The organism is Sphingobium sp. WCS2017Hpa-17 (assembly GCF_031843765.1).
Taxonomy (GTDB): Bacteria; Pseudomonadota; Alphaproteobacteria; order Sphingomonadales; family Sphingomonadaceae; genus Sphingobium.
Window position 1 is genome coordinate 70,205 of sequence record NZ_JAVTIV010000001.1, and the last position, 12,998, is coordinate 83,202.

The window sequence follows — 12,998 nt, forward strand, 5'->3', positions numbered from 1 at the left end:
TTTCGGGGTTATCGACAGTTTAATCTTTGCACAGCATATGCTCCATGATGGAGTTATGCTGTGCACGGGCTTGAACTGGAAGCTGCCACGATCTTTCGGGCGATGGATCGCTCGACGGCGATCATCACCTTCGATCGCGATTGCCGGGTGACGGGCGCCAACGACAATTTTCTCGCCCTGTTCGGCTATCGCTTCGATCAGGTGCAGGGGCGGCATCACAGCATCTTCTGCGACGCCGACTATGCCCGGTCGGCGGACTATGCCCGCTTCTGGCAACACCTCCTGTCCGGCCATTTCGACACCGGCGCCTATTGCCGGCTGGACGCGCGCGGCCAGCAGGTCTGGATCAGGGGCAGCTATAACCCCATCATCGGCCCGGACGGCACGCAGACCGGCGTGATCAAATTCGCCAACGACATCAGCGCCGAACATCGCGCCATCGCCGCGCGCGAGGAGGCGGAACAGCGCCTGCGCCAGCAGGAAAGCGATCGCCGCAACGTCGTCGAGCATGTGCTGGGCGAAGTCAGCAGCATCGTGGATTCCATCGACGGCATCGCGCGCCAGACCAATTTGCTTGCCCTCAACGCCTCGATCGAGGCTGCCCGTGCCGGCGATGCCGGGCGCGGCTTCTCCGTCGTCGCGTCGGAAGTCAAGAAACTCGCGGTCGATACCCAGGCCGCAACCAGCCGGGCGCGGGCGATCATTGCTGGCTAGAGCGTTTTCTAAGCAGATTCTAAGCAGATGGAATCATCTGCTGACTCGGAAAACGCGAAAAACAATGGCTCTAACAGGATACAAATTGCGACATTTCCCCCGCTGACCTGACATATCTGCGGGACAACTGCCCTTCATAACCGGTTTCAAGGACGGCGAACCGCCGTTCAGCAAGACCCTTTAAGAAGGAAGACAGACATGCTTCGCAAATTCTTCACCACCGTCGCGGTCGGATCGCTGTTCGTCGGCGGCCTCGCGGCTACCCATGCCGTTTATGCTCAGCCCGGTGCAGACGGAGGCCCCGGCCCGCGCGGCGGACTGATGACCATGGCCGACAGCAACAAGGACGGCAAGATCAGCAAGGCGGAACTGACCGCCGCGCTTGAAGCCCGTTTCGCGAAAATGGACGTCGACCGTGACGGCCAGTTGACGCAGAAGGATCGCGACCTGCGCCGCCAGCAGCGTCTGGACGAACGCTTCGCCGCGCTCGACACCGACAAGAATGGCCAGATCAGCAAGGCCGAATTCACCGCCGGTCATCAGGCCCGCGCCGACAAGCGTGACGACCGCCGCGCCGAAGCCGGCAAGCCCGGTGAGCGCGACGGGCGCGGCTGGGGCAGGGGCCATCGCGGTCCCGGTCGTGGCGGCATGATGATGCGCGGCGGCCCAGGCTTCGGTGATGCGAACAAGGACGGCACCGTCACCAAGGCGGAATTCATGGCCGGCCCGCTCGCCATGTTCGACAAGGCCGACACCAACAAGGACGGCTTCGTCACCGCCGACGAACTTAAGGCAGCCCGTCCGCAGATGCGCGGTCCGATGGGCAAGCGCGGTCCGGGTCAGGGCGGTCCGGGCCATGACGCCCCGCCGCCGCCTCCGGCCGACTGACGCACCTTATATCGGCACGGCGTTCCTCCCCTGGCGCTGTGCCGATACCTCGGAAGGGCGAAGGTTTTCCCCTTACCTTCGCCCTTCCAACCTTTCTCCAGCCATGACAGACAGGCAAGATGAGCGAACGACCCCATCTCCTGCTCGTCGATGACGAGCGCTCGATCCGCGAACCGCTGGCGCAATATCTCTCGCGCAACGGCTTTCGCGTCACCGCTGTGGAAAGCGCGGCCGAAGCGCGCGTGCGGCTCAACGCCAACGCGATCGACCTCGTCATCCTCGACATCATGATGCCGGGCGAGGACGGCCTGTCGCTCTGCCGCCATATCCGCGAGACGAGCGATATCCCCGTCATCCTGCTGACCGCCCGCACCGAAGAGACGGATCGGATAGTCGGCCTCGAAATGGGCGCCGACGATTATGTGCTGAAGCCCTTTTCCCCGCGCGAACTGGTCGCGCGGATCAAGGTGATCTTCCGCCGTGTCGCCACCGGTGGCCAGCGCGTCACCGCGCCCGATGGCGCCAATTACAGCTTCGCTGGCTGGTTGCTGAAGACGCAGGAGCGCACGCTGGTCGACAGCGAAGGCGTGTCGCTGCCGCTCTCCACTGCTGAATATAATCTGATGCTGGCCTTCGCCACGCGCCCCAACAGCGTGCTCAGCCGCGACCAGTTGCTCGACATCACGCAGGGCCGCGAAGCCAATGCCTTCGACCGGGCGATCGACAATCAGATCAGCCGATTGCGCAAGAAGATCGAGCCGGACCCGAAAAACCCGACGCTCATCAAGACCGTATGGGGCGGCGGCTACACCCTCTCGGCGGAGGTCCGCAAACTGTGAAGCGGCTTCGTCTGTGGCCGCAAAGCCTGGTCGGCCAGATCATCATTCTGGTCGCCATCGCCCTGTTCGTGGCGCAGGCGATCAATTTCGGTCTGCTGTTGCGCGAACGCAACCGGGTCGACCTGACCAGCCAGACCGCGCCGGTCGTCTATCGCGTCATCAACGCGCTGGATGCGCGGCCGGATCGCCGCCCCGATCGCCCGGATCGGCGTGATGAAGACCGCGACCGCCCCGACCGGCGCAATGTCGAATTTTCCACGACCCGCCCCATATTGGAGGGCAGGGCGCGCCCCGACGTTCAGGCGCGGGCGGAGGCGATGTTCGATGATATCGGCCTCACCGTCCATTCGGTCGCCGCGGCGGAGGACAGCCGCGTCATGCCCATGCGCCGCTGGGAACAGATACGCAGCCGCGCCACGGGTGAAACGCCGCGCGACCGGCGCGTCGGGCGCCTTAGCCTGGCGGTCGAATATGAACCGGGCAAATGGGTGACGACCGAAGCGCGCATCGGCAATCGCCCGGCGCGCTTTGGCGGCTGGCTGATCGGCCAGACGCTGATCCTCTACGTCATCGTCCTGCTGCCCTTGCTGTGGGTGGGTAGCCGTCTCGCCCGGCCGCTTAGACAACTCACCGGCTCTGCCCAGCAATTCGCCCGCACCGGCGCCGCCGATCCGGTGGACGAGCGTGGCCCCGGTGACGTGCGCGACCTCACCATGGCCTTCAACGCCATGCGGTCGCGGATCATCGCCATGCTGGATGAAAAGGACCGGATGCTGGGCGCGATCGGCCATGATCTGCGCACACCGCTGGCATCGTTACGGGTTCGTACCGAATCGGTGGAGGATGAAGGCGAACGCGCCCGCATGTCCGAAACGATAGACGAGATGAACCGCATGCTGGAGGATATCCTCTCGCTCGCCCGCGCCGGCCGCAGCACGGAGGCCGCGCAGAAGGTCGATCTTGCCGCGCTGGCGGACGCCGTGGTGGAGGATTTCATCGAACTCGGATCGCCCGTCGATCTGGCGGACAGCGACCGGGCCGTCGCCTTCGTCCGTCCGCAACAGATCCGCCGCGCGCTACGCAACCTCATAGAAAACGCCATCGTCTATGGCGACCGCGCCCATGTGACGGTGCTGCACGAAGCTGGCACGATCCGCATCGCCGTCGCCGACGACGGTCCCGGCATCGCCGAGGATCGGATGGAGGAAATGCTCGAACCCTTCACCCGTCTGGAAGGCTCCCGCAACCGCGAAACCGGTGGCGCAGGCCTGGGCCTGGCTCTCGTCCGTGCGATCATGGCCGAACATCAGGGCGAACTGCGTCTGGAAAATCGTCCCGAAGGCGGTCTGGAAGCGAGTCTGGTTCTACCCGCATGAACGTCCGCTAGCGGGCAGAAGCGGACATGTTTCCCCTCCCGTTGACGGGAGGGGGCTAGGGGGTGGGCTGGACGTCGCGACAGCCCACCCCGCTGCGACTAACGCGCTGCGCGCGCAAGTCTCGCTGCCCCTCCCGCAGGCGGGAGGGGAATGGCCGCTCTCCACCCAAATCTGTCCTATTCGCCCACCCTCAGCTATACTCGACACACCCGTCGAAACATAATTTCCGTCTCACGACCGGAAATTACGCATTCAGCGGGAAAAGTGCGAAGTTAAGGCAGCGGTGTCGCCAGCGCCGTCGCCTCCAATCAATGTTTGCCGGGCTTGTTCGATGTCCCCGGCGCGGTCGGGTTGATCAGCGCCGCGCCGGTCGGCAGGCCGGTGCCGCCCATGTCCAGCTTCTGCGCCTGCTCCTTGGCGACGCGCTGCGGATTGTCGCGTTCCTTGATCGCCGCCTGCGTTTCGGGGTCCTGATCCTCGTCGTCATCCTTGCTGCTGCCACGGGTCCAGCCCAATATGATCGACATGCGCCGGTTGCGCGGATCATAGGCATCATCCTTGATGAACGGCTCGCGGTCGGCGACGCCCTCGATCCGGGCGAAGCGGTCGTTGCCGATGCCGGACTGGCTGAGCGCCTGCCGCGTCGATTCGGCGCGCGCGGACGAGAGCATCCAGTTGTTCATGCTGCGACCCGACGCATAGGGCAGGCCATCGGTATGGCCGCGCACGATCAGCGGGTTGGGCATGGTCTTGAGCACCTGCGACACTTCGGCGATCAGCGCGCGGGCCTCTGGCACCAACTGTTCGGTGCCCGATTTGAACATCGCGAAATCGGCTTCGTCGATCAGGTCGATACGCAATCCCTCGCGCGTCTCGGTAAAGCGCACATTCTTGCGCAGCTTGCCCAGCCCCTTGCGGGACATGCGCTCTTCCAGATCTTTCTTGATCGACTCGAATTTCTGCCGGTCCTGCGCCCGCATCGCCTTGCCGCCCTGGTCCTTGGTGCCGGTGGCGTCGCGCGGGATGGTGATCGACAGATTGCCGACGCCGCCCGTGGTCGGGTAATTTTCCTTGCCGGTCATGCTGTCGCCGCCCATCAGGCCGGTCGACCCGGCCGACGCCATCTTCAGTTCGACCAAAGTCGGCGTGAAATAGTCGGCCAGCGCCTTGCGCTGCTTTTCGGTGGTCGCGCCCAGCAGCCACATCAGCAGGAAGAAGGCCATCATCGCCGTCACGAAGTCGGCATAGGCCACCTTCCAGGCGCCGCCATGATGGCCGCCATGCCCTTCGACGATGATCTTCTTGACGATGATCGGCCGGGGTTCCGGCTCGTTCGCCCCGCGCTTCTTTTCCGCCATGGCTTATTTGCCCCGCATGCCGTCGAACACCTCGGCAAAGCCGGGCTGGTTGGCATGGGTCAGGCCCGAACGGGCGGCTTCGATGACCAGCGGCTGCGGATGGCCGTGGAGCGACGCGATGATGATCTGCTTGACGACATGGTAAATGGCGCCATCGGCCTCGATCACCGACCGGCAGCGATTGGCGAAGGGATTGACCATGCCATAGGCGAGCAGAATGCCGAGGAACGTACCGACCAGCGCCGAGCCGATCATCGCACCCAGGATGGCGGGCGGCTGGTCGATCGAGCCCATGGTCTTCACCACGCCCAGAACCGCCGCGACGATGCCCAGCGCGGGCAGGGCGTCGGCCAGCCCTTGCAGATTGTCGGCCGGCTTGATCGCTTCATGGTGATGCGTCTTGAGCGCATTGTCCATCACATCCTCGACCGCATGCGGGTCGAGCGTGCCGGACGAAATCACGACCAGGCGCAGCGTGTCGCTGATCAGGTGGACCAGCGCCTTGTCCTTCATCAGCTTGGGATATTCGGTGAAGATGGTGGAGCTGGACGGGTCCTCGATATGGGGTTCCAGCGCGACCGGGCCTTCGACCCGCAGCGTCTTCATCAGCTTCGACACCAGAAAGATGCAGTCGAGAAAGTCCTGCTTCTTATATTTGGCGCCCTTGAACACCTTGCCCAGGCCGCCGCCCAGCGCCTTCAGGTCCGCGCCGCTATTGCCGATGACGAGCGCGCCGACGGCCGCGCCACCGATGATCAGCATTTCGTGGGGCAGGGCATGGAGCACCGGGCCAAGGTCGCCGCCGGTGAAGGCGAATCCGCCGAACACCATGACGAGCAGAATGACGAGGCCGATGGCTGCGAACATGATTATCCCCGATTGAAGCGCCCCGCAGGCGTTAGTCCGATGGCATCTTTGGCGACGCCGTTCTTAAGGTTAATACGGACTGGTTAGCGTCCGGTTTAGGACCATCGCGCCTTTTTCGGGCCGATCACTTGATCAGGTCGAACAATGTCTGCTGGTTGATCCGTGCAAAGGTGGTCTGCGCCGCATCCAGCTGCAACAGCCCCGCCTTCACCTTGGCGATCACCTCTTCCAGCTTGGTCGATTCCAGGTTGGAACGCTTTTCGGTCAGGCCCAGATCGACATCGGTCAGGCGCGTACCGATCACTTCCAGCCGGTCGCTGCGCACGCCCTGTCTGGCCTGCTCGACGGTGATATGGCCCTGCGCGGTCTGCGTCGCGGTCACGGCAGAGGCCATGGCGGCGTCGTCCCCGCTTTGCACGGCGGCGATACCCTGCGCCAATATGTCGTCGATCGACATGGATGTGCCGTCGACGTCGACGGTCGTCACTTCCTGCTTCGTGCCCACGACGGCCAGATTGAGGCCGCGGCTGACCGGCACCAGCACGCTCTGGTCCTCATCGAACACGGAGACGCCCTGATAATCCTTCTGGTTCACCAATTCGTTGATGGTGGTGCGGATGGTCGACATTTCCTCGACGATCGCGGCCCGGTTGGTTTCGTTGAGCGAGCCGTTGCGGGCCGACGTCACCAGTTCCTGCGCACGAGTCAGCAGATTATCGATTTCCGACAGATTGGCTTCGGCATTGCCGGACCGGGCGTTGCCATAGCTGACATTGGCCTGCCAAGCGGCCTGCTGGGCCTGCGCCCGGCCGACATCGGATACCTGCACCCAGGCGAGCGCGTTGTCCGACGGTTTGTTCAGCGTCACGCCGGTCGAAATCGCGGTCTGCCCGGCGACCAGTTCCTGCGACAGTTTTTGCTGCCGGCGAATTTCGGCGAGCATGATCTTGTTGGTGATGCCTACCATGACTCAGTCCTCTCTCAGATGATGTTCATGATGGAATCGAGGGTTTCCTTGGCGACTTGCAGAATCTTTGCCGACGCCGAATAGGCCTGCTGCAACCGCAACAGGTCTGCCGCTTCCAGATCCAGATCGACGCCGCTCACGGCTTCGCGCGCCGCGACCGCCTGGTCGTTGCGGCTTGATGCCGTTTCCGCCTCCGCCTTGGTCGACGACAATAATGTCGCCTGCTGGGCGATCAGCGACGTCCAGTTCTGCTCCACGCTGCCATTGCCGCGCAGGGCGGTGCCGACCGTCAGCAGATTGCCATTGGCCGTGCCATCTGACGATTTGAGCGCCAGTTGGGCCGGGTCGGTAATCAGCGCGGACAGGCTCGCCGCCGTTGTGCCAGACAGCAACGCGGCACCCGCAGCGCCGCCATCGGTCACACCCTGCGCATGCCATTCATTGATGTCGGTGACGAACTGCGCCGCCAGCGTATCCAGGCTTTCGCGGCGGTCCGCTACCGTGTTGGCGGATGAAAACAGGCCGCCCAGCGTCCCGCTGGCCGGTGCGGTCAGCGCCGTGCCATCCGCCATCCCCAGCGACAGCGTACCATCATCATTGGCCGTCAGGGCAAGGGATGTGGCGCTATTGCCGGTGACCAGCGTCTGCCCGTTGAAGCTGACTTCGGCGCTGTCATTGGCGCCGAAGCTGATCGTGATATTCATGTTTTCCGACAGCGTCTGGAGCGCGGAGTCGCGACTGTCGAGCAACTGCGCATAGGCAGAGGTGCCCGGCTGCGCGCGCAACAGGCTGTTGTTGATGTCGGCCAGCGCGTCGAGCGACTGGTTGATCGTGGCGACCGATGCCTTGCCTTCGGTGGCGATGCCCTCCGACACGGTCTTGAGGTCGGCGGAGGTCTGGTTGAACGCCTGGGCGACGCGGCTGATGCTGTCCAGCGTGGTGACGCGCAGCGACGTATCGGTCGGGCTGGCGGCCAGCTTTTCCATATTCTGGAACATGCTGGTCATCAGCTGGCCGACGCCGGTGCTGGTGTCGTTCATCGCCGTTTCGGCATCGCTCAGCCAGCGCAGCCGCGCATTGGCGCTGCCCAGCGCCATGCCGGTATTGCGGACCGTCGCGTCCAGATAGGGATCGGATGCGCGATTGACGCCTGCAACCTGCGTACCGCCGAAATTGGCGCGCGAAATATACAGCGACATGGTTGCCGTCGATGCGCCGGATTCGATCGTCGTCACCGACCGGCGGGCATAGCCTTCAGTGCTCGCGTTGGAGATATTCTCCGCGATCGCGGCCATCGCCGTGCGATAGGCCTTGGTGCCCGATGCGCCGATGACGAACAGGTCACTCATGCGCCGGCGGCCTTGCTTGCCGTGTCAGTAGCGGCGGGCGTATCGCTCACACGGGCGCCAAACTGCTTCATCAGCAGTTCTGCGATGCCCATCGCGCCCTTGCCGGCCATCGCGTCGGCGGTGCGGGCGTCTGCCATGTCCTGAAATTGCTGTGTCGCGCTGGAATCGCTGATGCCCTCGGCGAGGCTCGCCGAGCGCATCGCGCCGATCATCTGGCGCAGGAAGACGGCCTCGAACTGCTGCGCCGCTTTCTGCAGCTGCGCCTTTTGCGAGGATGTGGCGCCCGTTGCGGCGGCATTGCTCGTCGTCGTTACCTGCATCACAGCACCACCAGTTCCGCTTTCATCGCGCCCGCCTGTTTCAAGGCTTCGAGGATCGCGACCATATCCGCCGGGGAAGCCCCGATTGCATTGACCGCCTTCACTATATCGGCCAGCGACGCTCCACCTTTAAAATTAATCATCGGTTTCTTTTCCTGGTCGATGCTGATCGCGCTCGACGGTTCCAGCGCGGTCTGGCCCTGACTGAAGGGCGCGGGCTGCACGATACGGGGGCTTTCATTGACGCTGACGGTCAATTTTCCGTGCGCCACGGCGGCCGGATGGATCTTGACCGCGCCATTGATGACGACCGTACCGGTGCGGGCATTGACGATCACCTTGGCGGGCGCATCGGCGGGCGCGACCTCGATATTCTCGATCATGCCCATCATCAGGATGCGGTCTTCGGCGCCCGGCGTGGCGTCGATGCTGACCGACACGGCGTCGGTCGCGCGGGCGCGGCGATCGCCGAACATCTTGTTGATGCCATCGGCAACGCGCAGCGCGGTGGTCAGGTCGGCTTCGGCAAGATTGAAGGTCAGGGTCGGCGCAGTGTCGAAGCCGGTCGCGACCGCCCGTTCTACCGTCGCGCCGCCGGGAATGCGGCCGGCCGACGGCACGTTGACCGACACCTGGCTGCCATCGGCGCCGGTCACGCCCAGACCGCCGACGGCCAGATTGCCCTGCGCCATGCCGTAGATTTCGTTATCCGCACCGCGCAGCGGTGTCATGATCAGCGTACCGCCGCGCAGCGACTTGGCCTTGCCCAGCGCCGACACGGTAACGTCCAGCCGCTGGCCGGGCTTCGCAAAGGCCGGCAGGTCGGCGGTGACGAGCACGGCCGCTGCATTCTTCAGCGCCGGATTGACGTTCGAAGGCAGCGTCAGGCCAAAGCGCGAGACGACGCCTTTCATGCCCTCGGTCGCATATTGGATGCTGTCGTCGCCGGTGCCGGCCAGACCCACGACGATGCCATAGCCTGTCAGCTGGTTGGGACGGACGCCCTGGAACGTGCCCAGATCCTTGATCCGCTCGGCATGGGCCGGCACGGCAACAAGCGCGAAGATCGGCAAAAGCAGGCGAAGCAGACGGATCATGGCGTTTGCGGTTTCCATCAGAAGGGGCTGATTGCGGAGAAGAAGCGCTGGAACCAGCCCTGACGGCTGGCATTGGCGATCTCGCCTTTGCCCTTGTAGATAATCTTGGCGTCGGCCACGCGGGTCGATGCGATGCGGTTGTCCGGTGCGATATCGGCCTGGCGGACGAGGCCGCTGATCTGGATGAACTCGTCGCCGCGATTGAGCGTCAGTGCCTTTTCACCCTTCACCAGCATCGTGCCGTTGGGGTAGACCGCCGCGATCGTCACGGTGATCTCGCCGGTCAGCGCGTTCGACTGGCTGGCATTGCCCTTGCCGGTGAACGTATTCTGGCCGCTGGCACCGATGTCGGTGGGCGAAATCAGCTTGGACAGGATGCCGGTGCTCGGCGGCGTCAGGCCGACCGAGCCGTTGCGGGCGGTGTCGGCGCTGGTCGTCTTGCTCGCCTGCGTCCGTTCGACCAGCACGATGGTGATGATGTCGCCCACTGTGGTGGCGCGCGCGCCGCTGGTCAGCGGCGTATAGCCCATCGATGCTTGGAATATGGAGCCGTTCGCGGCCGGCGCGACAGACTGCGCGACGGTCGGCATATAATAATCGCGCTCGACTTCGCGCTTCTTCTTCTTGGCGGCTTCCAGCGGGGAAGCGGCCAGGGCGATCAGCGAGGCGGCGGCGAGAACGGCGTGGGACAGGCGCATCATTCAGCCTTAGATATTCTGGTTGACGTACTGAAGCATCTCGTCGGTCGCCTTGATCATCTTGCTGTTGACCTCATAGGCGCGCTGCGTCTCGATCATGTCGACCAGTTCCTCGACGATGTTGACGTTCGACGTTTCCAGATAGCCCGACCGCATCAGGCCGCGACCTTCCAGCCCCGCGACACCGACCTGCGGCACGCCACTGGCAGCGCTTTCGGTCAGCAGGTTGCCGCCGATGGAGGTCAGGCCCGCCGGGTTCATGAAGGTGGCGATTTCGATCTGGCCGAGGTTGCTCGGTTCGCTCTCGCCCTGCAAAGTGGCCGATACGGTGCCGTCATTGCCGATCGTCACCGACGTCGCGCCTTGCGGCACGGTGATCTGCGGGATCAGCGGCAGGCCGTCACTGGTGACGACAGTGCCTTCTGCGGTGACGCTGAAATTGCCGGCGCGTGTATAGGCGATGGAACCGTCAGGCTGCTGCACCTGAAAATAGCCGGACCCTTCGATCGCGATATCCAGCACATTGTTGGTCTGGTTCAGCGTGCCCTGAGTGTTGATCTTGCTGGTGCCCTGCAACGCGACACCGGAGCCGAGGTTCAGGCCGTTGGCGAACTTGTTCTCGCTGTCCGAATTGGAACCGGCCTGAATGATCTGCTGATAAGCCAGCGTCTCGAAATCGGCACGGTCCTTCTTGAAACCGGTCGTGTTGACGTTCGCCAGATTGTTGGCGATCACGCGCATCTTCGTGTTCTGCGCGTCAAGGCCGGTGCGGGCGACATGAAGGGCGGCGTTGCTCATCGTTCAATCTCCGTGGCGGCATCCCGGAAGATGCTCATGCGTCCATCACAGCAAGATACGTGCCAATATTAACCATTCGCTCCGTCAACCGTCGAGGCGCATCAGCGACGCGCCGCCATCGTCCAGCTGCTTGGCGGTATCGATCATCTTGACCTGGGTTTCCCAGGCGCGGCTGGCCTCGATCATCTGGATCAGGGCCTGGGTCGCGTTGACGTTGGACCCTTCCAGCGCGCCGGATGTCACGGTCGCCAGCGGATCGGACGGCAGCGCGCCGCCATTCACTTCGCGAAACAGGCCGTCCGTGCCCTTGGCGATGCTGGACCCTGCGGCATTGACCAGCTTCAGCTTGTCGACCTGCGCCGGATTGGCCGGGTCGCCGCCCTGCGGCACGCCCCAGATGCTGCCATCCTTGGCGATCGACACGCTGTCCATCTGGGGCAGGGTGATCGGACCGCCTTCGCCCATGACGGCCAAGCCGTCGCCGGTGGTCAGCAGGCCGCTGTCCGTGACCTTCAGATCGCCGCGGCGCGTATAGGCTTCACTGCCGTCCGCGGCCTGAACGGCGAGCAAAGCATCGCCGTTCATGGCCACGTCCAGCGTGTTGCCGGTTTCGGTCATCGCGCCTTGCGCCATGTCGGCGGCGATGACCTGTTCGGAGGCTTGGGCACGGGTGTCGAACGTGTCGCCCTTGATCCAGCGCGTCTCGGCATTGGCGATTTCGGCGCGAAAGCCGACGGTGTTGACGTTCGCGAGGTTGTTCGCGACCGACGCCTGCCGCGCCATCGCGCCGCGCATCGCCGTAAGGGCCGTGTTGACGAGCCGATCCATGGGCTAAACCTTCTATCCCGTGCCTTTAAACGTCTTAGGTGCGCAGGTTGACGATGGTCGTGGTCAGCGTGTTCGCCGCCTCGATCGCCTTGCTGTTCGCCTGGAAGTTGCGCTGTGCCGCGATCAGGTTGACCAACTCGTCGGTGATGTCGACGTTGGAGCGTTCCAGAAAGCCCGAGTTGACGGCGCCGAACAGGCCCTGATTGGCGGTGCCCAGCGTGGGCTGCCCGCTGGCGACGGTCGAGGTCCAGTGGGCATCGCCCTCCTGACGCAGGCCTTCCTGGCTGTTGAACGAGGCCATGGCGACCTGACCCAGATAGACGGTGCTGCCATCGGCATAGACCGCCGAAACCAGACCTTCCTTCGACACGGCGACGCTGTTCAGCTGCGCGCCATCGGCCGCACCATTCAGCGTGGTCGGGATTTGCAGGTCGGTCAGGTCGGCCGGCGTCGCGCCCGTGGTGGCGCCAGTGCGATCGCCGGTCTCGGGATCGACGGCGAACACCTGAATGCGCGAACCGGTGGTATCGACGGCATAGCGATCTTCATCGACCGAGAAGGCGCCGTTGCGGGTATAGCTGACGGTGCCGTCCTCACCCTTCACGGTGAAGAAGCCTTCGCCGGTGATGGCAAGGTCCAGCGTCTTGTCGGTGCCTTCGATCGTGCCCTGCGTGAACTGCTGGGCGACGTCCTGCACGCGCACGCCCTGGCCGGCGACCTGATTGGTGGTCTGCATCGGGGCAGCGGCGAAGATGTCGCCAAACTGCGCCTTGCTCTTCTTGAACGCGGTCGAGCTGACGTTGGCGACGTTGTTGGACGTGGTGGCGAGGTCGATCTGGGCGGCCTTGAGGCCCGACAGGGAGATGTAGAAGGACATGGCGTTGCTCCTTGGGTGAAAA

Annotated in this window: 14 protein-coding genes; 4 read left to right on the forward strand and 10 right to left on the reverse strand. The window is 64.0% G+C overall.

All coding sequences use genetic code 11. From position 1 onward, the window contains the following. Positions 1-60 precede the first annotated feature (60 nt). The 4 genes from RQH62_RS00255 to RQH62_RS00270 all read left to right on the forward strand — a co-directional run bounded on the left by RQH62_RS00255 (position 61) and on the right by RQH62_RS00270 (position 3,817). A complete protein-coding gene (locus RQH62_RS00255) occupies positions 61-714 on the forward strand; it encodes a methyl-accepting chemotaxis protein (RefSeq protein WP_311266747.1) in 654 nt (217 codons plus the stop codon). A gap of 198 nt (positions 715-912) precedes the next feature. Beyond that, positions 913-1,602 (forward strand): EF-hand domain-containing protein, encoded by a 690-nt coding sequence (locus RQH62_RS00260; protein WP_311266748.1) that lies wholly within the window; start codon positions 913-915, stop codon positions 1,600-1,602. A gap of 119 nt (positions 1,603-1,721) precedes the next feature. After that, positions 1,722-2,441 carry a response regulator transcription factor gene (locus RQH62_RS00265; protein WP_311266749.1) on the forward strand — a complete coding sequence of 240 codons (720 nt, stop codon included), beginning with the start codon at positions 1,722-1,724 and terminating at the stop codon, positions 2,439-2,441. Continuing rightward, positions 2,438-3,817, forward strand: coding sequence for an ATP-binding protein (locus tag RQH62_RS00270; protein WP_311266750.1), 1,380 nt, complete (start codon positions 2,438-2,440; stop codon positions 3,815-3,817). The genes RQH62_RS00265 and RQH62_RS00270 overlap by 4 nt, the downstream gene beginning before the upstream one ends. A 308-nt stretch (positions 3,818-4,125) precedes the next feature. Here the strand turns inward: RQH62_RS00270 and RQH62_RS00275 are convergent, their stop codons facing one another. The 10 genes from RQH62_RS00275 to RQH62_RS00320 all read right to left on the reverse strand — a co-directional run bounded on the left by RQH62_RS00275 (position 4,126) and on the right by RQH62_RS00320 (position 12,976). Continuing rightward, a complete protein-coding gene (locus tag RQH62_RS00275; protein WP_311266751.1) occupies positions 4,126-5,175 on the reverse strand; it encodes a flagellar motor protein MotB in 1,050 nt (349 codons plus the stop codon). Positions 5,176-5,178: 3 nt separating this feature from the next. After that, a complete protein-coding gene (motA, locus tag RQH62_RS00280) occupies positions 5,179-6,042 on the reverse strand; it encodes a flagellar motor stator protein MotA (RefSeq protein WP_150424969.1) in 864 nt (287 codons plus the stop codon). Between the two features lie 124 nt (positions 6,043-6,166). Further along, positions 6,167-7,009: a flagellin gene (locus RQH62_RS00285; protein ID WP_311266752.1), complete on the reverse strand. Its 843-nt coding sequence runs from the start codon at positions 7,007-7,009 to the stop codon at positions 6,167-6,169. Between the two features lie 14 nt (positions 7,010-7,023). Then, positions 7,024-8,358, reverse strand: coding sequence for a flagellar hook-associated protein FlgK (flgK, locus tag RQH62_RS00290; protein ID WP_311266753.1), 1,335 nt, complete (start codon positions 8,356-8,358; stop codon positions 7,024-7,026). Next, positions 8,355-8,678: a rod-binding protein gene (locus RQH62_RS00295; protein ID WP_311266754.1), complete on the reverse strand. Its 324-nt coding sequence runs from the start codon at positions 8,676-8,678 to the stop codon at positions 8,355-8,357. Before RQH62_RS00295 ends, flgK begins: the two co-directional genes overlap by 4 nt. Beyond that, positions 8,678-9,793: a flagellar basal body P-ring protein FlgI gene (locus RQH62_RS00300; protein ID WP_311266755.1), complete on the reverse strand. Its 1,116-nt coding sequence runs from the start codon at positions 9,791-9,793 to the stop codon at positions 8,678-8,680. Before RQH62_RS00300 ends, RQH62_RS00295 begins: the two co-directional genes overlap by 1 nt. Then, positions 9,793-10,473 (reverse strand): flagellar basal body L-ring protein FlgH, encoded by a 681-nt coding sequence (locus RQH62_RS00305; RefSeq protein ID WP_405053510.1) that lies wholly within the window; start codon positions 10,471-10,473, stop codon positions 9,793-9,795. The genes RQH62_RS00300 and RQH62_RS00305 overlap by 1 nt, the downstream gene beginning before the upstream one ends. Before the next feature lie 9 nt (positions 10,474-10,482). Beyond that, positions 10,483-11,271, reverse strand: coding sequence for a flagellar basal-body rod protein FlgG (gene flgG / locus RQH62_RS00310; RefSeq protein WP_311266757.1), 789 nt, complete (start codon positions 11,269-11,271; stop codon positions 10,483-10,485). A gap of 84 nt (positions 11,272-11,355) precedes the next feature. Next, a complete protein-coding gene (locus RQH62_RS00315; protein WP_311266758.1) occupies positions 11,356-12,099 on the reverse strand; it encodes a flagellar basal body rod protein FlgF in 744 nt (247 codons plus the stop codon). A gap of 34 nt (positions 12,100-12,133) precedes the next feature. Then, complete coding sequence (locus tag RQH62_RS00320; RefSeq protein WP_311266759.1) at positions 12,134-12,976, reverse strand: flagellar hook-basal body complex protein; 843 nt, start codon at positions 12,974-12,976, stop codon at positions 12,134-12,136. Positions 12,977-12,998 lie beyond the last annotated feature (22 nt).